Source organism: Ureibacillus thermosphaericus (genome assembly GCF_002370195.2).
Taxonomy (GTDB): domain Bacteria; phylum Bacillota; class Bacilli; order Bacillales_A; family Planococcaceae; genus Ureibacillus; species Ureibacillus thermosphaericus.
Window position 1 is genome coordinate 1,908,335 of sequence record NZ_AP018335.1, and the last position, 21,136, is coordinate 1,929,470.

General features: G+C 34.3%; 20 protein-coding genes and 1 pseudogene. 17 read left to right on the top strand and 4 right to left on the bottom strand.

The genetic code is table 11. The annotated features are described in order from the left end of the window. Nucleotides 1-142 precede the first annotated feature (142 nt). The 4 genes from prsW to UtA1_RS09210 all read left to right on the top strand — a co-directional run bounded on the left by prsW (nucleotide 143) and on the right by UtA1_RS09210 (nucleotide 3,832). Nucleotides 143-817 (top strand): glutamic-type intramembrane protease PrsW, encoded by a 675-nt coding sequence (gene prsW / locus UtA1_RS09195; protein ID WP_096550793.1) that lies wholly within the window; start codon nucleotides 143-145, stop codon nucleotides 815-817. A gap of 213 nt (nucleotides 818-1,030) precedes the next feature. Then, entirely contained in the window at nucleotides 1,031-1,801 is a 771-nt protein-coding gene (sleB, locus tag UtA1_RS09200; RefSeq protein ID WP_050988823.1) for a spore cortex-lytic enzyme, read from the top strand. A gap of 12 nt (nucleotides 1,802-1,813) precedes the next feature. Then, nucleotides 1,814-3,103 (top strand): PepSY1/2 domain-containing protein, encoded by a 1,290-nt coding sequence (locus tag UtA1_RS09205; RefSeq protein WP_016836943.1) that lies wholly within the window; start codon nucleotides 1,814-1,816, stop codon nucleotides 3,101-3,103. Between the two features lie 75 nt (nucleotides 3,104-3,178). After that, complete coding sequence (locus tag UtA1_RS09210) at nucleotides 3,179-3,832, top strand: flagellar brake protein (protein WP_096550794.1); 654 nt, start codon at nucleotides 3,179-3,181, stop codon at nucleotides 3,830-3,832. Between the two features lie 164 nt (nucleotides 3,833-3,996). Here the strand turns inward: UtA1_RS09210 and UtA1_RS09215 are convergent, their stop codons facing one another. Then, on the bottom strand, nucleotides 3,997-5,136 hold the full coding sequence (locus tag UtA1_RS09215) for an IS110 family RNA-guided transposase (RefSeq protein ID WP_096550795.1): 1,140 nt from the start codon (nucleotides 5,134-5,136) through the stop codon (nucleotides 3,997-3,999). A 1,180-nt stretch (nucleotides 5,137-6,316) separates the two neighbouring features. Between UtA1_RS09215 and UtA1_RS09220 the strand changes: the two genes are divergently transcribed. From UtA1_RS09220 to UtA1_RS09245, 7 genes and pseudogenes are all read left to right on the top strand, one after another. Further along, complete coding sequence (locus UtA1_RS09220; protein ID WP_096550796.1) at nucleotides 6,317-7,162, top strand: S8 family serine peptidase; 846 nt, start codon at nucleotides 6,317-6,319, stop codon at nucleotides 7,160-7,162. A 25-nt stretch (nucleotides 7,163-7,187) separates the two neighbouring features. After that, entirely contained in the window at nucleotides 7,188-8,018 is an 831-nt protein-coding gene (locus UtA1_RS09225) for a hypothetical protein (protein ID WP_096550797.1), read from the top strand. A 293-nt stretch (nucleotides 8,019-8,311) separates the two neighbouring features. Then, on the top strand, nucleotides 8,312-8,542 hold the full coding sequence (locus UtA1_RS18045; protein ID WP_172597858.1) for an IS3 family transposase: 231 nt from the start codon (nucleotides 8,312-8,314) through the stop codon (nucleotides 8,540-8,542). After that, nucleotides 8,451-8,759, top strand: coding sequence for a DDE-type integrase/transposase/recombinase (locus tag UtA1_RS09235; RefSeq protein WP_096550799.1), 309 nt, complete (start codon nucleotides 8,451-8,453; stop codon nucleotides 8,757-8,759). The genes UtA1_RS18045 and UtA1_RS09235 overlap by 92 nt, the downstream gene beginning before the upstream one ends. Nucleotides 8,760-8,801: 42 nt before the next feature. Continuing rightward, complete coding sequence (locus UtA1_RS18050; RefSeq protein WP_408647341.1) at nucleotides 8,802-8,855, top strand: hypothetical protein; 54 nt, start codon at nucleotides 8,802-8,804, stop codon at nucleotides 8,853-8,855. Nucleotides 8,856-9,356: 501 nt separating this feature from the next. Then, nucleotides 9,357-10,635, top strand: a pseudogene (locus UtA1_RS09240) (IS110 family RNA-guided transposase). Between the two features lie 409 nt (nucleotides 10,636-11,044). Beyond that, on the top strand, nucleotides 11,045-11,485 hold the full coding sequence (locus UtA1_RS09245; protein WP_096550800.1) for a stage III sporulation protein AH: 441 nt from the start codon (nucleotides 11,045-11,047) through the stop codon (nucleotides 11,483-11,485). 194 nt (nucleotides 11,486-11,679) lie between these two features. On the opposite strand, the gene UtA1_RS09250 is transcribed toward UtA1_RS09245, so the two are convergent. Beyond that, on the bottom strand, nucleotides 11,680-12,267 hold the full coding sequence (locus UtA1_RS09250; protein ID WP_096550801.1) for a hypothetical protein: 588 nt from the start codon (nucleotides 12,265-12,267) through the stop codon (nucleotides 11,680-11,682). Between the two features lie 605 nt (nucleotides 12,268-12,872). Here UtA1_RS09250 and UtA1_RS09255 point away from each other — a divergent pair. The 5 genes from UtA1_RS09255 (at nucleotide 12,873) to UtA1_RS09275 (ending at nucleotide 18,589) form a co-directional block, all read left to right on the top strand. Next, complete coding sequence (locus tag UtA1_RS09255; RefSeq protein ID WP_096550802.1) at nucleotides 12,873-13,343, top strand: hypothetical protein; 471 nt, start codon at nucleotides 12,873-12,875, stop codon at nucleotides 13,341-13,343. Nucleotides 13,344-13,403: 60 nt separating this feature from the next. Continuing rightward, nucleotides 13,404-14,021, top strand: a complete 618-nt coding sequence (locus tag UtA1_RS09260) for a hypothetical protein (protein WP_096550803.1) — start codon at nucleotides 13,404-13,406, stop codon at nucleotides 14,019-14,021. Nucleotides 14,022-14,394: 373 nt separating this feature from the next. Further along, the gene (locus UtA1_RS09265) at nucleotides 14,395-15,405 is read left to right on the top strand and encodes a Wadjet anti-phage system protein JetD domain-containing protein (protein WP_096550804.1); all 1,011 of its coding nucleotides are present in this window, start codon (nucleotides 14,395-14,397) and stop codon (nucleotides 15,403-15,405) included. After that, entirely contained in the window at nucleotides 15,393-16,784 is a 1,392-nt protein-coding gene (locus UtA1_RS09270) for a replicative DNA helicase (protein WP_096550805.1), read from the top strand. Before UtA1_RS09265 ends, UtA1_RS09270 begins: the two co-directional genes overlap by 13 nt. A gap of 152 nt (nucleotides 16,785-16,936) precedes the next feature. After that, entirely contained in the window at nucleotides 16,937-18,589 is a 1,653-nt protein-coding gene (locus UtA1_RS09275) for an IS1182 family transposase (protein WP_232019826.1), read from the top strand. A 37-nt stretch (nucleotides 18,590-18,626) separates the two neighbouring features. Here UtA1_RS09275 and UtA1_RS09280 read toward each other — a convergent pair whose 3' ends face one another. Then, nucleotides 18,627-19,160 (bottom strand): DUF4242 domain-containing protein, encoded by a 534-nt coding sequence (locus UtA1_RS09280; protein WP_096550806.1) that lies wholly within the window; start codon nucleotides 19,158-19,160, stop codon nucleotides 18,627-18,629. A gap of 131 nt (nucleotides 19,161-19,291) precedes the next feature. On the opposite strand from UtA1_RS09280, the gene UtA1_RS09285 reads away from it, so the two are divergent. Beyond that, the gene (locus UtA1_RS09285; RefSeq protein ID WP_096550807.1) at nucleotides 19,292-19,741 is read left to right on the top strand and encodes a winged helix-turn-helix transcriptional regulator; all 450 of its coding nucleotides are present in this window, start codon (nucleotides 19,292-19,294) and stop codon (nucleotides 19,739-19,741) included. 206 nt (nucleotides 19,742-19,947) lie between these two features. On the opposite strand, the gene UtA1_RS09290 is transcribed toward UtA1_RS09285, so the two are convergent. Next, nucleotides 19,948-21,087 carry an IS110 family RNA-guided transposase gene (locus UtA1_RS09290; RefSeq protein ID WP_096550808.1) on the bottom strand — a complete coding sequence of 380 codons (1,140 nt, stop codon included), beginning with the start codon at nucleotides 21,085-21,087 and terminating at the stop codon, nucleotides 19,948-19,950. Nucleotides 21,088-21,136 lie beyond the last annotated feature (49 nt).

Below are 21,136 nucleotides of genomic sequence, written 5' to 3' on the forward strand. Positions count from 1 at the left end.
TTTAGAAAAAATTTTTAATTTCGTGAGGTTTTCGCGACGGATAATCGTCGCTTTATTTATTGTTAGAAATTTTATGGTCCTAAACTTTAAAAAAGGTAGGTAATACTATAAAATATTATGTATAAGGAAGGGAGCGTCGATATTGTTTATTTTACTCTCTGCAGCGATTGCTCCAGGATTAGCATTATTTAGCTACTTTTATTTGCGAAATCAAATGGCGACTGAACCTCGAAAAACACTTGTTCGAACATTTATTTTTGGACTATTAATTACTTTCCCTATTATGTTCATTCAATATGTCTTGCAGGAAGAACAATTAATTACAAATCCATTTCTCCTCAATGTTGTTTTCTCAAGTACTATGGAAGAATTTTTTAAATGGTTCATTATTTTTGCATTTATTTATCGCCATGTTGAATTTGACGATCCATATGATGGAATTTTGTATGGAGCAGCTGCTTCGCTTGGGTTTGCCACAATGGAAAATCTCCTTTATTTGTTGACATTTGGAATAGATACGGCATTTATGCGTGCGTTACTACCTGTATCAAGTCACGCATTATTTGGTGTGGTGATGGGCTATTATTTTGGGAAAAGTAAATTCACAAAGAATAATCGTTCAATGGAATACTTAGTTCTTTCTATTGGAGCGCCGCTTCTATTGCATTTTGCCTATAACTCTATTTTGATGTTTGAAGATTATTGGGTTTATTTAATCGCACCATTTATGTTATTTTTATGGTGGTTTGCGTTAAGGAAAGTGAAGTTAGCTCACGAGCATTTAATTAAGCATTTAATAGAACAAAATAAAATTTAGCATGACCTAAAAGGAATGAGATTGCTTTTTAGGTCATTTTTTATTTTATTTGAAAATAACAATAAAATTTCATTCACTGTACATAATAACTCCTGAATGGTCGTTTCGATTGTTGATTCGACCATTTTTTCATTCGAATGTGCATAAATGATGCTAAATTTAACATGCTATGAAAAAGGAGTGAAATATATGGTAAGAAAACTTCTGATCTCAATGCTCATATTAATGACCACAATCGGTACATTTACTGTCATGAAGCCTGAAGAATCATTCGCTTTTTCTAACCAAGTTTTAGAACGGGGAGCCTTCGGTGATGATGTGATTGAGTTACAAGCAAGATTACAATACTTAGGATTCTATCATGGAAAAATTGATGGGAAATTTGGCTATGGTACTTATTGGGCTTTACGAAACTTCCAAGAAAGTTATGGCTTGAAAGTGGACGGCATTGCAGGAGCACAAACAAAAAGAGTACTTGTTAACAACAGTGATTTTGATCGTGAATGGGTTCATGCTCAAATCAATGCAGGTAGAGATTTTACTTATTATGGTGGAATTCCTCTGAACCAACAAGTAAAAGGCAACAAAGGATCATCAGGAAGTACAAGTTATCAACTACCTCCGAAATTTACAGAACAAGATTTACAACTAATGGCGAATGCAGTTTATGGTGAGGCAAGAGGAGAACCGTACGAAGGGCAAGTTGCAGTGGCAGCAGTAATTCTAAATCGACTTGAATCTCCAGATTTCCCGAATACCATCTCAGAGATCATTTTCCAACCAGGTGCATTTACAGCAGTAGCTGACGGACAAATTTGGTTAACGCCAAATGAAAGAGCAAAACAGGCAGTACTTGATGCAATGAGCGGATGGGATCCATCTGAAAATGCTCTTTATTATTTCAATCCTAATACAGCTACAAGCAAATGGATTTGGTCAAGACCTCAAATTAAACAAATTGGTCAACATATCTTTTGCTATTAAAGGAGCGACAATATGAAAAGTGCAGTTTACTTACTTTCCATTGCTGTTATCGCACTAGGATTATATGCTTTTGATGTCAAAGAAGATAATAAACAATTACAACAAGCTATTCATGCTCAATATACAAACTCATTATCCAATGCCAGCGAAAAATTATCCTATTTGCAACGGTCTGTAGCTCAATCCCTATTGTTCCAAGATGAGAAGGCGTTACAAAATGAACTTGATAATATTTGGCGTACTAGTAATGAATTACGTTCATCTATTAGTGGGTTGCCTTTAAATCCTGACGTAGCAAATCAATGGCTACGATATATTGGGAAAATAGGAGATGAAGCAAAAAGAGCTTCGACAAATGGTGATTATGAAACTTGGCAATCCAAAATGAAAGTTGTAAACAAAAATTTAGAGCAACTAACAGATGAATGGGCTGTTGCAACAGCTCAATTTTATGAGAATGATGGGAACTTTGATAAATGGCAACAAGTTGCAAAAACAGAGCTTGAAGAATCACCATTTAAAAACCTCGCATCAAACTTAAAAACTTACACGGAAAAGGACTTCCCATTAACAACGAGTGAATCTGATTGGCTAAAGAAAAGAGACTTAAAACATATAAGAGATCGTGAAATTACGAAGGACGAAGCAATTCAAGTATTAGAGAAACTAGTTCCTGGAATTGAAGATGCTACGTATACTGTATCGAAAAGTAAAGATGATGCACCTTATCCGTTTTATCACATTCAATTTGTAAAGGGTAGTCGGGTCGGATATGCGGACATTACTGTAAAAGGTGGCCATTTAATTTCCTTCTTATCTGAACGTCCGGTACAGCCAGACAAAAATATTACACAAGAAAAAGTGAAGGAGTTAGTACAACAATTTATAGACCGAGCTGGATATGATGATTTAGCGTTAGTTGAAATGCGAGAAAACCATGAAGCTTGGCATATTCATCTTGCTCGAGTGGCTGGCAAGCATAATGCGTTTGTGTATCCTGATGGAGTACAATTAAAAGTTTCTAAAGATAGCGGTGAGTTATTAGGGCTAAATGCAATGGAATATGTACAAAGAGAAAACATTAATGAAAACCAACCAGTGGTACCAATCGATTGGAAACAATTCTTCCGACCAAATACAGTAGTGGAAGAAGAGCGGTTTATCTACACAGAAAATGAAGCATATGAATTAAGATTATGTTATGAAGTAATTGCTCGTTTTTCAGACAATATCAATCAAACATATCGAGTTGTTGTGGATACGGAAAATCATGATGTCATAAAAGTGGAACAATTACCATAATTATCAAAATGCTCTAGAAATTCGCCTTAATTCGTGCAATAATAAAATTACAATTATTGTGCGAGGCGAATAAGTATGGATATTAAGATTGGAACAGTTCTCACATTGGAACCAACGACATCGGAAAAAGTTGAAAGATTTAAATGTAAAGTAGTGGAAAAGAAAGACAATATCATTTTTATTACTTATCCCGTAGATACGAAAACGGATAGGACAGTTTATCTAGTTGACGGTTCCCAGTTTCGTGCAATTTTTCGAAATGATGACGATATCAACTATGCATTTCAAACGGAAGTTGTCGGTCGTAAAATGGATCGAATTCCTATGATAATGCTTTCTTGTCCTCCAGATGATGAATTCATCAAAATCCAAAGAAGGGAATTTGTTCGAGTAAAAACACCTGTAGACGTTGCAGTGGAGCATTTAAATCAATTTTATCAATACGTAACGGATGATATTAGCGCAGGTGGAGCCGCTATCAAAGTGCCTATATCCCCTCCATTTTCAGAGGGAGATAAGGTCAAACTAACGATTGTATTGCCTTATAAATCTGGAGAAATTCAATACATTCAAACGGATGCAGAAGTGGTTCGTATATTTGAAAAGAATGACCAAACGCTTGCATCTCTTCAATTTATCGATACGGACGAACTAGATAAACAATTCATCCTTCGATTCTGTTTTGAACGCCAAGTGATGCTGCGTAAGGAGACAAAGGACCTCCAATAAACGATATTGGAGGCTTTTTCTGTGAAAATAATTTAATTCCACTTAGCCCATGAATAGCTTCAATCTATTGAGGGTAATATATAAATAACCTAAAAAAGACAATAAGAAAGCAGAGCTACCTAATGGAAGGTAACTTTGTTTAAACTTATTCTTCTTTGGTTATACTAATTAATTAAAGGTTCTTTATAAGGCTCCTTATTAATTAGCATAGAGTAAATGATTCGAAGCATTCGATGCGATATGGCAACGAGTGCTTTTTTCTTTCCTCTTCTTGCAGCAATCGACCAATATTTAGCAGCTAACCAACGATTCCTACTTCTAGAGATTGCCCATGCTACTTCGCACAGTACAGTTTTGATATGAGGATTCCCTTTAGTCGTTTTAGTTGACTTTCGTTTTCCTGCACTTTCATGATTTCCTGGAGCAACTCCGGCCCAAGACGCTAAGTGTTGAGAGGTAGGAAATTGTTCCATGTTCACCCCAATCTCTGCAATAATAATTGCTGCGGAATCCTTTTTAATACCCGGAATCGTTAGTAATAACTCCACTTCTTCTTTATAATTCTTCAGAATTTCATCTATTCTTTCCTCGATTTGGCTGATTAATGATTCTAAATAAACGATGTGTTGCCAAGATTGTTTGATTAGAAAGATTTGATGATCGTTTAAAGTACCGAATAAAGATTCTGTAATCATTTGTTTTTTGTGCTTCATTCTTCCGTGAATACTATTTTCTACATCAATGGAATCAACATATCCATTTTGAATTAATTTGGATAGAAGTTTTCTTCCAGAAACACCAAACACATCTGAAATAACTGAATTTAGTTTAACATTTGAGCATTCTAATACTTTCAGAATCCTATTTTTTTCTGAAGTCAAATGGCCGATCCATTTTTTACGAAGCCGAGTTAAATCACGAAGGTTTCGTATATCTTCTGGTGGAACAAAACTTTTTTCAATCAGTCCATAACGCAATAACTTCGCAATCCACTCTGCATCCGAAACATCTGTTTTTCTTCCAGGGACATTCTTGATTCTTTGAGCATTCGCTAATGTAATATCAAAGTAATCCTCCAAAATGTTATAAACAGGTTTCCAATAAACTCCAGTACCCTCCATCGCAATGTGCGTAATGCCATGGTTTTCCAACCACTTTAGTAAACGAAAGAGATCCTTTGTTAAAGTGGGGAAAGTTTCTGTTTCAATGAATAATTCATCGTCCTGTTCGCCAATCATGACACAAGCAACAATTGTTTCAGCATGTACATCTAATCCTGCACAACGTGTCATCAGTACATCCAATATAATCCCTCCCATAAAGTAGATTCACAAACAGCGAGTGAATTTGAAATATAAGCATTTTTCTGTACGTAGTCATCATTCCAAATGAATGAGCTAACAATGGGTTGTTCACCAAATCCACTCAAACAGTTTTTTATTCAGGGTATCATCCACCATAAAAGCCTACGTATTGTTAACTGTTTGTGTTATCTACATTATGGGAAAGAAATATCCATTTTCATGCCAGGGTTGTGAATGAAAATTCATGATTGTTTTTTATGGAAAAGTTTACTAACAGAATATTCTGTATTATCAATCGGATTATATTATTTTAATGTGACACTAGTGACTTTATTTGTATATAAATTAAAAATTTACGTTAGATAACACCAACCATCACGAATTGTATAGATATACGCAATATCAGCAATCTATTTTTCGTTGATTGTTGCCGTACTGAAATCTTGATTTAATACATTTTCTCGCTTTTATGTCAGTGGTCACTTCACCCTTCAAAAGCCCCACACGGGATTCACCGCTTTGTTCCTCAAGTGAGGTAATACGTTTTCTGTGTAAATCATGACGCATTGAATGTCAAGGGCTTTCTCTCTTAATTATTCAGTCCATTTTAGTCATTCTAGACCAACTAATACTAGAAATGTACTGATTTTCTAAGGTTCAGTTACATATCACTAGAATGTTATGATGAGTACTTCACGTATCCGTCAGACCTCCTCGAATAGGAATGTAATCTTTATTCCATATACTACAAAATAGCCCTCAATCCGAAAAAAATAGGATTGTAGGGCTATTGGTGTTTATAAGTAAAATCACCTATTTTCAAAATAAGTATAAAGTGTTAATATTCACAAAAGAAGTGTTAAAGGGGGTGCTATTTGATGAAGATGTCAATCTCGTTCACCGATTGAATTTTTGATTTTATTGCTATTACAACAGGAAGTTGACTAAAAACTACGGTATATTGAAGAAAATTTAAATACAATGATAGTTATTAATACTAATCCTATGAAAACAGTTCTGAGAGACTATGAAGGAAATTTTTATGGAATCAAATAATAAGAGAGTTTTGTTAATTTGTAATGTTTCTATGAAATGGACAACCAAATTTTAGACTATAAAAAATAGGCTATTATTTGTATCAAATCAAATTTATTTATTTATATATCAAGAAAGGAGTATAATGTATTTTTTTAATAAAAAGATTAAAGCTTTTATAGTAGTCATAGCGATTATGTCTCTTATCTGTTTCATTTCAATAGCTACAAAAAGCAATGAATTTAAACATGAATTTTATAGTAAACTTATAGAAAATAGAAATCCAAACATAGAATTGAAAGTAGCAATCTTAGATAGCGGAATCTCCCCTGATTTAAATTTAAACTTACCTATTTATCGATATAATTTCACTGATTCTGAAGATGGTTCCGATAATACTGGACATGGAACAGCTATAACAAATCTTATAATAGAAACTGCACAATTATCTTCTACGAATACAAAAATTTACTCCTTAAAAGTGCTGGATGATAAAGGATACGGTAAAAATGAAAGTGTAATTGAAGCGATTGAGTGGGCTATAAAAAATAAAATGAATGTTATTAATATAAGTTTTGGCTTTAAACATGAAAATGAAAAACTGAAACAGAAAATTGAAGAAGCTATTAATGAAGGGATTATAATTATTGCTTCTGGTGGAAATACATTTGGATTTTCAACCGAATATCCTGCTGCTTTTGAAAATGTAATAGCTGTTTCAGCATTAGATGGGAATAAAATAGCAGATTATGCTGCTAAAGATAATATTGACTATTTCACAAATGGAACGAATATACATGTTGACCTTGGCTTAGATACAAGAATAGAAAGTGGGTCCTCAATTGCTACCGCTCGTGTAACAGCACTAGTAATATTGCTTTTACAAAATGATAATAATCTTCTCAATGAAAAAAATGTATATTATTCTTTAAATAAAAAGTTAAATAAATACGCTAATTTAGTAGAAGGTAATAAATTTTTAGAATTTTAATTATTATCATGAAAGGATGTTTATGTTGAAAAAAATATTAATTTACTTAATGATTATCACTTTAATATTTAGTTCAAATATTTTAGGTGGAATTTCAACTACACATGCTAAAAATAAAGAGGGGAATTTTGAAATTCTAGTAAATAATCCTCAAAAAATAAAATTAAAAGCTCAACATGAAGACATTGTAGCTTTTTTAGAATTTGATAAAAATACCGGTGATATAACATATAAAACGAATGAAAAAAATAAAAATGGAAAAAAAGAGAAGGAATATATTGTAGAAGTTGAAGAGGCAACAAAAGAAGGTGTTATAGCTAAATTTACTGATACGGATAATAATGAAGAGTATATTTATAATAGTGTAGATGCTAGTCCATCTTTTGCTTTTGTTATTCCTGTTGGGATTAGTTTAGGAGGAGCATTAATAGAGTCTTTAATCGGCTTAGGATTAGCAATTATCATTGGCGGAGTTGCCTATATTTCTTTTTCAGAATTTTATGAGAAAAACGATAAAAAACATAACCATTATGAAGCAGTTCTTAATGGTGATGGTTTATTTATTGGTGGTGGGTTGAGTAAATCTAAAGCAGTTTCTCGTTTGAAATCAGGGAAAGATACTTGGTCAACTACAAAAAGTAATGCCCAAACAATAGCGAAAGAAGCTAGTCCAATTTCAAAAGCCATTGGACCAGAAATTGATAAAGGGAAAAATGGTTTACCTAAAGTCGGCTATTTTTATCATTATCATGTAGCGAAAGAAAAGAATTCATCAGGTGAATATATTCGTCTTCCTGGAAAAGAGAAAAAAAATCAGAATGGCGTACATGCGTTTTATGGGACACCATATAAATAATTTTATAAATTTAAGCATTATGGCTCCTCAAGAATAATCTTGTATGGAGCCTTGTATTTATAGTCGTTTCTTAAATAGAGTTTATGATTAACCTGTGAAATATCATTGGCAGCCTCGTTTTTAATCCCGTTGCTTGTTGTAATTCTCGGGAAAGACTGCATCACTTAATGCCCGTAAACTCTCTGTTTTATGAAGTTGGGCACACAAAATGGGCTTCATTTTCGTGTAAACTTATCCATGGAGTTGTCTTTTATAGATAGTTTACTACCACCCAACCTTTTTAAAGGATTTTTTTGTGGAAAACTTTACCAACTGAATATTTTGTATTATTAGGAGCACCCAAAATTTATGAAATACTTAAAAAAGAAGGCTATATAGGTAGTATCAATCGAGTTCAACGTCTAATGAAACAAGCAGGCATCAAATCTTGTATTGTTAAAAAATATCGTCCCACTCCAACATCAAAGCCGCAACGGAAATTGTGCTGGAAGCACTTCAGAATGCGATTCAAGACAAAAGCCTGATCCTGGTCTTATAGTGTACACGGAATTAGGAACACAATACACTATTGAAGACTTTCAAGAACTTCTAATAAAGAATAAAATGATTTCGTCGTTTGGTCGAAAAGGATGTCCATATGACAACGCTTGTATTGAATCTTTTTACGCTATATTAAAAAAAGAAGTAGTTTACCTAACTAAATTCGAAAGCTTTGAGAAAGCGAGAATTGCGTTATTTTAATTCATTGAAGGTTGGTATAATCGTAAACGAATTCATGGAAGCATTGGTTATTTGACACCTGATGAATTTGAAAAAATGTGCCGAATAGCAGCGTAAAAATTGGGGTTACAGAACACTTCCACCTTCACATTTTTTGGCGCAACATCCATGGATTTATTTTTCCATGTCCCAAGTACGTTGTTAAAGGTTCTTATCACTTTGACAAGCTACTTGGGAGGTGGAACAATCCATGAATGGTTGTTGTGTAAAAAACTTAATCTTTTTGTGTTCAAAAACTTGACGTAAATCCATTCAATATAGAAAAATGTATAAAAAGATATGGGAAAGCCATAAATTTCAATTTGAGTATTTATCGAAATTTATAGAAAAACATTCATGGTCTTTGATCACAACCTATTCTTGAAGATGAATATATATGTCTTGTAATTAACTATTAGATCAATAGATTTTTTTAAAACAAAAACAGTATATTTCACATAATAGGAGCATTCCTGTTAGAAAGATTCTTAGGGGCTTGCAAAGAAAAAAGCCTTCCTGTATGATGCTTGAGTGTTAACACGAATTCGACTCATACATCTACAGAAGGGACTTTGCTTAATGAATTTTAATACAAATGAAAAAATTAATCAAGTTTCAGAAAACACTCTTGTGATTGGAATTGATATCGCGAAGAGGAAGCATTTCGCTTGTGCCATCGATGATCGTGGTCGTGTGCTACAAAAATCATTTCCAATCGTACAATCGCACACAGGATTTGAAGCCTTTTATGAGCGTCTACTGTCGTTAAAAGCAATGCATGATAAACAGGACATCCTAGTTGGTTTCGAGCCAACAGGCCACTACTGGATGAACTTAGCGGCGTTCTTAACACATCATGGGATTCCTTATGTGATGGTTAATCCAATGCACGTTAATCGAACAAAAGAACTGGATGATAACTTACAAACGAAAAATGACCAAAAAGACGCACTTGTCATTGCACGTTTAATGCGCGATGGACGCTTCAGCTATCCTCGTATTTTGGATGGTATCGAGGCGGAACTACGTAACGGAGTGACGTTACGTACGAAGTTTCAAGAAGATTTAAATGCACTTCAAAACCGTATTGTTCGTTGGTTAGATCGATTCTTCCCAGAGTTTACACAAGTATTTAAAAAGTTCGGGAAAATGGCCTATGCGGTGCTCGAAAAGACACCGTTACCAATGGACATTCAGGGTAAAACACCGGAAGAACTTCTCTTCCTGTATCGTCAAGTAGAAGGGATGAAAAGTCCTCAACGATCAAAAGCAAAACAATTAGTTGAGATGGCACCTCATTCTATTGGGCTAACAGAAGGCTTAGTGATGGCACGTATGGAAATCGCCACACTCCTTGCACAGCACAAGATGATGCAGGCTCAACTCGATGAATTAACAGCTCAGTTAATTGAATTAGCAAAACAAATGACCGATTATGAATATTTAGCATCGGTACCCCGGAATTGGGGATGTAACGATTGTCGAATTACTGTCAGAAGTGGGTTCTCTTACGCAGTATACGCATCCACGCCAATTAATCAAACTAGTGGGACTCACATTGCGTGAAAACTCTTCTGGGCAGAAAAAAGGCCAAAAACGGATTTCCAAACGAGGTAGACGTAAATTACGTGCGCTCCTATTTCGCGTCATGATGCCACTCATTTTGCATAATCCAGCGTTCAAAGCATTACACGAATATTATACGACACGCGTCGTCAATCCCCTGCGTAAAAAGCAATGGATTGTCGTCCTGTGTGGAAAGCTACTCAAGATTTTACATGCCATGTGCAACAAAAAACAACGATTCAACGTAAACAAAATGATGGATGATTTCGCCCCATATCAACAGGCTGCATAAGCGTGACACTATCGAAAGTTAAACAAAAAAGGATGACACGGAGAAGCCGGCACTATTTTCACCATTCGACCGTGTAAACACGAGTCCCTAGAGGAGCATCGCCAGCCTCTGCCTTATGAATAGACCGAACGAAGGAATGTACGCGCAATCGACGCCTAGAGATATGGGAGGGTCCGTCATCATAAGCAACGCAGAGATCCAATAGTGCATCAAAATACAACAAAGGATCAGGAGTGATATTACCAAATAATGGTCACTCCTTTAGTGAAGCGTACGGACTATTTGGAATAAAAATCAATCATTTCAAAATTAAGATAAATGTATGTGTCGAAAAAATTTTTTTCAAACACTCAAAAACGGCGCAAACCATTGATATAACAACATTTATTGAGGGAGGAAACGTAATAAAATGTTAGAGTATGATAAAGACATAAAAGGTGAAGATTATCGTTTATTGATTGAAATAGCTTATGAGAAATGTGATAAATTTGCTTTTGTTATAAGGAAAGACATGATGTATGATGAAAAATTGGCGATGAAATATTACAACGAATTATTAAAAGATATTAAAAGTTCATTAATTGAAGTGAAAGAGGAATCTCAATGGGCAGTAAATATACTTTTAGAAGCAACAGCGTATATATATTATTATGAGCTAAATGAACAGACAAAGCATTTTTTACAAACGAAAAGTAATTCTTTATTTGGGTGGATGAATGGGTTACCAGAAGATTTAATGTTTTATAATGGAGATAAAATTTGGCTTGCATGCAATTCACATGAAAGTTATTTTTATATTGACGAGGAAGACGCACAATCGAAAGTATTTGAAATCCTTAAAAAATTGTAATGAATATTTGTACTGAAAACTTTTAAGGTACATAAAAGTCATGCGTCAATTGAAGATTAATAACAATCATTTAACAAGTCATGAAATGGAATAAACCTTTCATGTCTTGTTAAATGAATTTAATGCTAGTAATGATTACTTCTTTGATAGTAGTTTTCAGTTAAGTAAGAAGGAGATTGAAATGATTCATAAGCTTACGAAAAATAATCTCGATCGTAACCGTATTTTTCCGGGAAATCTGTATAATGGGTGCCATCTTCATCATATTCGTCCCAGTCGCTGGAAGGGTCCATATCATCCCAGTCATGATCATCATCATATGAAAATCGATTTGATTGATCTTTTAACATCCCTGACATCACTACAAAAGAATAATGATAATACCCGTCTTTCCAATCTAACTCAATGACATTTGCATCATACTCTGTACATTCTTTTTCGAATTGTTGTTTCACTTCATTCGCTTTGGAAGGCAATAAAATCCCAAGATCATTTCCGTTTTGATCCGTAATCATTATACATGAATTACTCGGATTTGGAGTAAGCCGTATATTGTCCTCTAATTGCAGTTTTTTAATGTGTTGTTGCCTGCTGCTTACTTGGATTTCATCTGGTACGAATACTTTTTTAAACATATACAGAGGATTATTTTTCAATTTTGAAGACTTTTGTTGTTGTTCATTCTGTTTTAAATTGTTATTTTTAGCAGTTGAATTACCAAAAATGTTGGCTAATATTTTTGCGAAAATAAAAACCCCTCCAAATTCATTTGTTATCTTCATATAGTAACATATTTTCATAATAGGATTTAGGTTTTTGTATGAATTTATTTTCCATCATAAATTTGCTATAGCAAAGATTCATTGGCACTCGTAGTTACATAGGGATGGACAGCCAAGAAGTTCCTAAAAAAGCGAATTGAGAAAACGTTAAATGTATGCAAGAGAAAGATAAAATATATTTCATTTTATATGAATTAAGAAAATATTTTGAATAATGAAGCCTACGAATATTTAAACACTAAAAATAGTGCCTAACATAAATGGATTGATAATGAAATTAAACAGTTTAATATAGAATTAAAGGCCATCAATATAAAACTATAAAGAGGCTCTTGAACAGTTAGAGGAAAAATATGAAACTCATACAAAAAAGTGGATAGATGAGTGCTTCCATATGAAGTGAGTGTGAAGCAGAACACTCACTTTTATTTTTTGTAAGCTGAATAAAGGGAAAACTACACAATTCAATCTGAAAAGATAGAATAGGAAAAAATTTTAACTTGTTTTTTCGAAAATCCCAAAATACCTCACTCACAACATGAAACCATACTAAAAACAAATCGTAGAAAGTATTAAAAGTATTTGTGGAAAGAGGGTTTCTAGTAATGAATTCAAATATAGTGATGTACTATAGCATGTTAATAATAGGGGCTTTGTTACTTTTAGTAACGGTAAGACTATTAATTGAATTGTTTAAAACGAAAGAGCATAAAGGTGCTATGTTATTTTTGATTATTTTGGTTGGGTTTATGGGTTCACTACTTTTTTTCGGCAATCTACCAACACTCAAATATGTGCTTACAAAAGATTATGAAGTCATTAAAGGGGAATGTGTGTTTGAAATGGATTCATCTCACCTTGGCTTCAGCTTTGATATGAAAATGCTTGATACGAATGAAGATTATTTTTTTGCTACTGATGCAGAACTTGCTTTTGATGAACCTTCTAAAATTATGGATTATGGAATTGAAAACACCTTTTATTGTGAAGTAACGGTTACAAAGGATCATGAACTAAAAATTCATCATAAAATATATGATCCGGATACTGGAAAATTGATTATATCAGGTGAGTAGAATTCGAACAAGAATTCAATGAAAAGAAGAGGAAACTAACATTAATATAAGGTGATGTAGATGGAGAACGAAAAATACATAAAAATTACAATCTCATTTGTGATTATGTTATTCATAGAGGCTTGGATTATGAGCGGTTTTCCAATAGGGAATACCATCTTTTCTATCATCAATTATTTGGTTACATCTTTTTTTGCTGCTTGTCTTTTATTCATGGAAAAGTCAAGTGACAATCATACCAAGCAAGGTTTCATTGGTATTTATGCAATGGGTTTGATTATGTCATTAGGAGGTTTCCAATCGCCTGTAAAAATGTTGTTAAACATTGAAAGCAATTTATGGCTATTAGTATTGGCAGGTTGGCTGATAACATTTATTCTCGGCCTTGCGTATGCTTTTAAAGAAAGTAAAATCGGAAAAATATTGTATATAAATCCATTTCAAAATAGGGATGGCCTATTATTTGAATTATTACCGTTAATTTTTACGATGGTGATTGCGGCTATTGTAGTTCCCATCTTTATCAGTTACAGATTAAATTCTCTTGATGCACTTACATCATTACAACGCTCAATTTTAATATATTACGGATTTTTACCATATTGTTTTTCCATCCTTATAATAGCTTTATTCCCTTGTTTTTTATTTGGAGTATATAAGAGTATAAATACTCGATGACGTTGAATGTAGATGGATGATTTAACGTCATCGTGTAATGAAAAAAATTAAGCCCATTTTTTGTAAGTAAAAGTTTGCTAATCATCCGTTGAAATAAAAAAGCCTATGAAGTTTGCGTTGCACAAACTTTCATAGGCTCTCATTATTTTCTGCAAACTTTCTAGATAAAAAATCGATCATTAAGGCTTGAATAGTTAGATATTTTATCCAGGGTGATAGTGAAGTGATGATGCAGCACTTTATTCATCCAACTCTTATAAAATTTTCAACTAAATCTAAAAATTTCACTATATTTTTTAGTGTGTGAAATTTCCACTTCATATATCATTAAAAGTAGACAACCAGTATAATGAATTCATTTGGAGGATTATGAATGGATCAACTCATCCAATTCCTTACAACCTATAACAAATCAAAAATTACGATTCTACAATTAATGAATCAATGTCCACGACTTTCTTATGAAAATTTTGCCCAATCCATTTTACGTTTAGAAGATCAACAGTTGTTAACAGCGATAAAGGCAGCAGGGACGAATGGGAAAGAGCCAGAACTCGCGAATGAATACAAAATAAATAAAAAGTTTGTTCGACAAGAATTACATCGGCGAGTAAAAGCGTTGAAAAAAACATTGCATCCAGCTATTTGGGTTGAATATTATTTAACGAAAAACTTGGACGAGCTCGAGCAAGATTTAGTTGTACTTGAACAATTAAATGCATATTTAAAGCAACAGGGCTTTCCTACAACAAAAGCCCTTGCACAAGAACGATCTTTTGAAATATGTAAGGATGAAAAATGGATAACGGAAAAAGGTGGTCAGCAATTTTTAGAAAAGGTAAAAGTTTGGGATTTGCTTGAAATTTGGCCGATTACAGATCCGGTTAGTTTTGCCATTAATCCAATGCGTCTTCATGATGAAACGCCGAAAGTATTAATCGTTGAAAATAAAGCGACCTTTTATAGTTTACTTCCTACGTTAAAGAATAGTAGTTTTACGGCACTTGTATATGGACAAGGCAAAGCGATTGTTGGAACGATTCAAGTGTTGCCAGAACAGCTTCCATTAAACTATGAAAAGGCGGAAATTTATTATTTTGGAGATTTGGATGCGGAGGGGATTTCCATTTGGTATTCCCTTTCCCAAAAGTATGACGTCTCATTGGCCCTTCCTTTTTATAAAGCCTGCTTAGAAAAAGAGGCAGCAAAAGGGAAAGCGTATCAAAGAAAGAATGATGAAGCGATCAACGCTTTCCTTCGATATTTTTCACAAGATGAAGCAAACAAAATCGTAAAAGCATTACAAAACGGTTTGTATTATCCGCAAGAAATTTTAAATGCAGAGGAATTGCAACATATATGGAGGAATGAATGTTGGATGTAAAAGAAATTTTGAAAGGATTTGGGGAGCGCTACGAGAAGTTACTATTGTTTGAACCATTAAATAAGTTGTCTGCGATGCAAAGAAAGGATGGCCAAAATCGCCCGATTGATATGCGAGGATTAGGTTTGTTAACGTTACTTTATTTTTTTGAGCAAAAAATTATGCGAAATACCAAAGCGGGAAGAAGGCATCTTGCGGAATTTTTGTATGCGGCAACGAATGAATATATTGATTTAACATTGGATCAGTTTCAACAATTAGCGGGGATAATCATTGAAACATTTAGGCCAGGTAGCGGGAAAATTAAAACAGCTGAATTTTTCAATTGGGCGACTGGTGAGAACGAAACAGTGGGCTACCAATATTTAAAGGCTAGTTCGTTTAATGTTTCGACTAATGAACAGTTTTATGTATTAGATGAACATGGTTTAGAGCTTGTCTTTGCGACAAAGGAATTTTATAGTGAATTTCAATTATCAATCAGTCAGCTGTTATTAAGGAAGCAACTTGAAAAGGGTGAATTTAAAGGGGCATTACGGCAAATTAATGAAATGCGGGTAGCGGTGGAATCCATTGAAGAACAGTTAAGTCGCATTCAACAAGAGATTCGCCGCAATATTGCATCAAATGAAGTTTTCGAACGATATGAAAAGTTAATAGAAGATATTTCTTATCGGCTTAAATATGAAAATGAGGAATTCGATGAGCTTACGCAGTTTGTGAATGAAGCGAAAGAGCGACTTCATTATAAAGATATCATGAATAGAGAAACGGATGCTTACAATTTTGTTTTAACGATTTCCATGGAATTAGAAAAAGTACATGCTTCACATACGAAACTGCTTCAAAAAAGTATCGAGTTACAAACGACAGCTCTTGAAGCTGCAAAAGAAGCTTTATATTACATAGGGGTCGAATCCTTTAACTTTGATCAAGACGTCACAGCACGCATTATTTCAAGTCCACTGCCTGTTTCATCTTTAAAAGCTTTTGTCGTTCCGTTTTTAAAAGTACATGAAGAAAAACAATGGTCACTTCTTACGATTTTCGATAAACAAAATATTTATGAAGAGCGTCACGAACAAGAAACGTCCACCATACTGGAGCTGGATGAGGAGAAGAAACAGATCCAAAATGAACAAATGGTCCAGTTTTATTCTGTCGTATTAACCCTATTGCTACGGAGATTAGAAGAACAACAAGAAATAACGTTAGAACAGTGGTTTGAAGAATTGCGTAACGATGAAAAGTTATCACCGTTATTACAATCACGATACATGTACGATTTCTTCATATTATTACATCAACGGTCACCAATTAAAGTTAATGAAATTGAATTAAAGGATTTAGAAGAAGATGCAGAAGCGGCCTATTTATGAGGCTGGGACAAAACCCCCTCTAAAATGGAAACAGCCCATGAAATTTTGGAATGAAATTTCATGGGCTGTTTTTCATTTTTTCAATAAAAAATAAGGACCTCTTCTGTTAAAATTAAGTTAGCACACAAAACCTAACAGAAAGAAGGGTCCTTATGTTCAAATATTATAACATGAATCAATTAGTTTTGCCTCTAGATTTAGAAATAAAATTACAAGAAAATGATATTGCCTTCCACATTCACCATTTAGTTGAAAGTATTCCAGATGAAGCCTTCCAGCCGTTTCTTCGAAATACAGGTTGTCCTGCTTATCATCCACGCATGATGCTAAAAATTATTTTGTGTGCCTATTCGCAGTCTGTCTTTTCAGGTCGAAAAATTGAAGCGCTATTAAAGGACAGTATACGAATGATGTGGTTGGCACAAGGATATGAACCAAGTTATCGGACGATCAATCGTTTTCGTGTGCATCCGGAAGTAAAAGAATTAATTCGTCAATGTTTTGTCCAATTCCGTTGCCAACTGGTGGAAGAAAAGTTAATCGATCAAGAAGCCATTTTTATCGATGGTACGAAGATTGAAGCGAATGCCAATAAATTTACTTTCGTATGGAAGAAATCCATTGAAAAATACAACCAAAGCTTAATTGAAAAATCCAATCAGCTCTACAACGAACTGTTAGAGAAGGAAATCATCCCTGAAATGGAGCGGGAAAATGAGGGAGAACTGTCCGTTGAAGAACTCGCTCAAATGGTGCAACAAGTCGATGAAGTGATTACGGAATATGACCAAAAGATAGAAGCATCGCCCGATGCCACAGAACGAAAAGCATTAAGAAGCGAACGGAAATATCCGAAGCGAGTGTACAAACAGTTGATTGACTTGATTTTACGTAAACAAAAGTATCAAAAAGACTTCGAAATCTTGGGTGAACGGAATAGTTATTCCAAAACAGACTTAGATGCGACGTTCATGCGAATGAAAGACGACTATATGAAAAACGGTCAATTGAAGGCTGGATACAACGTACAAATCGCAACAGAAGGTCAATACGCACTAGCTTATAGCATCTTTCCAAATCCTACTGATACACGTACATTAATTCCGTTCTTGAATAAGATAGAAAAGGATTATTTTCCGTTGCCAAAGTATATTGTCGCAGATGCTGGTTATGGTAGTGAACAAAACTATGAAGACATCCTTTCGAATCGAAAATGTGAGGCACTCATTCCATATACCATGTATGAGAAAGAACAAAAGAAGAAATATAAACAAAATCCATTTCATCCAGACAATTGGATGTACGACGAAGAAAGTGATACCTACATTTGTCCAAATCAGCAGCGAGTAACCTTCCGTTATCGTTCTGTACGTACAGATAAGACTGGTTTCAAACGAGAATTGAAAATCTATGAATGTGAAAACTGTTCAGGATGTCCATTTCGTTCATCATGCACAAAAGCAAAGGAAGGCAATCACCGAAAGGTCATGGTGAATGAAAAATGGGAACAACAAAAAGAATATGTAAGAGCGAAGCTTTCAGAAGAAAAAGCTGGTTCTATTTTCCGTCAACGTAAAATAGACGTAGAACCAGTTTTTGGATTCTTGAAGGCTAATTTGCGTTTCACTCGATTTTCCGTTCGAGGAAAATCGAAAGTGGAAAATGAAATGGGCATTGCCTTAATGGCCGTGAATTTACGAAAATACACGGCCAACAAAGATCAACTAACCAAAAATAATGGGGATAAATGGAAAAAGGAGAATTTGAGTTGGCTCAAATTCTCCTTTTTCCTATCTAGAAGCTAGTTTTGTCCCAGCCTCTTGGAAAGGATGGGCAAAACATTTACTCGTTAGGCAAAATTTCTGTAATGGAATCGATCGGTGTTTGAACGGCTTTACGGGCGCGTTTTACAGCTTCTTCATCCGGCGCATCGTAGAAGCATAAGCATTTTGTCATATCTTCGCATACATAAGTTCTTGAGAATTTCACTTCCGGCACTTCTTGATAATGTACAGAGTTTTTCTGTTTTCTGGCAAGGTATTGATCCATCGTAATATCTTCCGGGATATTCCATTCAACTAAGTAGTTGACAACTTCATTGCTTTTCTTTACTTCTTCCAAGTCTTTACCAACCAGGCGGACTTGTTTGACAAGTTGAACCGGGATGGAAAATTCTCTTAACACATCAGTAAAATTGGCGCGTTTTTCGCCTTCAAAGATAAAAAATGCACGAGTGAAATCTTTTGATACTTGCAATTCAATTAAAGAGGCATTGTTTGCTGCCAATTTTTTCTGCAGTGACTTTGTAGTCTGATTCAATTCATCTTTTGTAGATACAATTCCTTTTAAGGAAGATTCAACTAAATATAATTCCATAAATAAACCCCTCGCTTAAATTTAATTTTTAGTTTTCTGGTAAGGTTATAATATTATACTTAGTTAAAAAAATCAACTTTGTATATAAAATAATTTTTATGTTAAACTGGGAAAACGGAGGTAGACTGAATATGGAAACAAAAACTCGATACGATATCCCTTGCAATATTGCACAATCGCTGAATATCATCGGCGACAGATGGACGCTGCTGATTATTCACGAAATTTTATCAGGACATACGTTATTCAACGAGATCAAAAAAGGTCTAAAGGGGATTTCTTCCAATCTTTTATCTGAGAGGCTGAAATATTTGGAACAACAAGGAATCGTGGAAACCGAATTATATTCGGAGCACCCACCCCGCTATTGCTATAAATTGACGGACAGTGGAAAAGATTTGGAGGATGTTTTTAATGCCTTCATTATATGGGGAAGCAAACATTTAAAAAAATGCTATAAAAAAATTGTTGATGAAGAAACAGGCGATGAGATAGAAATTGGATATTATTCAAAAAGAACCGGAGAGCGGGTAAATAAAATTGCAGTCGTTCCGGTCAGCAATCCAGCTGAAAATGAATAAGCCAAAAGCTGACAATAGGTGGATGGGGTTCACAAACCCTATCGCTATTGCCAGCTTTTTTCTGTGAAAATAATTTAATTCCACTTAGCCCATGAATAGCTTCGATCTATTGAGGGTAATATATAAATAACCTAAAAAAGACAATAAGAAAGCAGAGCTACCTAATGGAAGGTAACTTTGTTTAAACTTATTCTTCTTTGGTTATACTAATTAATTAAAGGTTCTTTATAAGGCTCCTTATTAATTAGCATGGAGTAAATGATTCGAAGCATTCGATGCGATATGGCAACGAGTGCTTTTTTCTTTCCTCTTCTTGCAGCAATCGACCAATATTTAGCAGCTAACCAACGATTCCTACTTCTAGAGATTGCCCATGCTACTTCGCATAGTACAGTTTTGATATGAGGATTCCCTTTAGTCGTTTTAGTTGACTTTCGTTTTCCTGCACTTTCATGATTTCCTGGAGCAACTCCGGCCCAAGACGCTAAGTGTTGAGAGGGAGGAAATTGTTCCATGTTCACCCCAATCTCTGCAATAATAATTGCTGCGGAATCCTTTTTAATACCCGGAATCGTTAGTAATAACTCCACTTCTTCTTTATAATTCTTCAGAATTTCATCTATTCTTTCCTCGATTTGGCTGATTAATGATTCTAAATAAACGATGTGTTGCCAAGATTGTTTGATTAGAAAGATTTGATGATCGTTTAAAGTACCGAATAAAGATTCTGTAATCATTTGTTTTTTGTGCTTCATTCTTCCGTGAATACTATTTTCTACATCAATGGAATCAACATATCCATTTTGAATTAATTTGGATAGAAGTTTTCTTCCAGAAACACCAAACACATCTGAAATAACTGAATTTAGTTTAACATTTGAGCATTCTAATACTTTCAGAATCCTATTTTTTTCTGAAGTCAAATGGCCGATCCATTTTTTACGAAGCCGAGTTAAATCACGAAGGTTTCGTATATCTTCTGGTGGAACAAAACTTTTTTCAATCAGTCCATAACGCAATAACTTCGCAATCCACTCTGCATCCGAAACATCTGTTTTTCTTCCAGGGACATTCTTGATTCTTTGAGCATTCGCTAATGTAATATCAAAGTAATCCTCCAAAATGTTATAAACAGGTTTCCAATAAACTCCAGTACCCTCCATCGCAATGTGCGTAATGCCATGGTTTTCCAACCACTTTAGTAAACGAAAGAGATCCTTTGTTAAAGTGGGGAAAGTTTCTGTTTCAATGAATAATTCATCGTCCTGTTCGCCAATCATGACACAAGCAACAATTGTTTCAGCATGTACATCTAATCCTGCACAACGTGTCATCAGTACATCCAATATAATCCCTCCCATAAAGTAGATTCACAAACAGCGAGTGAATTTGAAA

Coding starts and splice junctions, on each gene's coding strand:
- sleB (WP_050988823.1), top strand. CDS start 1,031: ATGCTCATATTAATGACCACAATCGGTACATTTACTGTCATGAAGCCT.
- UtA1_RS09205 (WP_016836943.1), top strand. CDS start 1,814: ATGAAAAGTGCAGTTTACTTACTTTCCATTGCTGTTATCGCACTAGGA.
- UtA1_RS09210 (WP_096550794.1), top strand. CDS start 3,179: ATGGATATTAAGATTGGAACAGTTCTCACATTGGAACCAACGACATCG.
- UtA1_RS09220 (WP_096550796.1), top strand. CDS start 6,317: ATGTATTTTTTTAATAAAAAGATTAAAGCTTTTATAGTAGTCATAGCG.
- UtA1_RS09245 (WP_096550800.1), top strand. CDS start 11,045: ATGTTAGAGTATGATAAAGACATAAAAGGTGAAGATTATCGTTTATTG.
- UtA1_RS09250 (WP_096550801.1), bottom strand. CDS start 12,267: ATGAAGATAACAAATGAATTTGGAGGGGTTTTTATTTTCGCAAAAATA.
- UtA1_RS09255 (WP_096550802.1), top strand. CDS start 12,873: ATGAATTCAAATATAGTGATGTACTATAGCATGTTAATAATAGGGGCT.
- UtA1_RS09260 (WP_096550803.1), top strand. CDS start 13,404: ATGGAGAACGAAAAATACATAAAAATTACAATCTCATTTGTGATTATG.
- UtA1_RS09265 (WP_096550804.1), top strand. CDS start 14,395: ATGGATCAACTCATCCAATTCCTTACAACCTATAACAAATCAAAAATT.
- UtA1_RS09270 (WP_096550805.1), top strand. CDS start 15,393: ATGTTGGATGTAAAAGAAATTTTGAAAGGATTTGGGGAGCGCTACGAG.
- UtA1_RS09275 (WP_232019826.1), top strand. CDS start 16,937: ATGTTCAAATATTATAACATGAATCAATTAGTTTTGCCTCTAGATTTA.
- UtA1_RS09280 (WP_096550806.1), bottom strand. CDS start 19,160: ATGGAATTATATTTAGTTGAATCTTCCTTAAAAGGAATTGTATCTACA.
- UtA1_RS09285 (WP_096550807.1), top strand. CDS start 19,292: ATGGAAACAAAAACTCGATACGATATCCCTTGCAATATTGCACAATCG.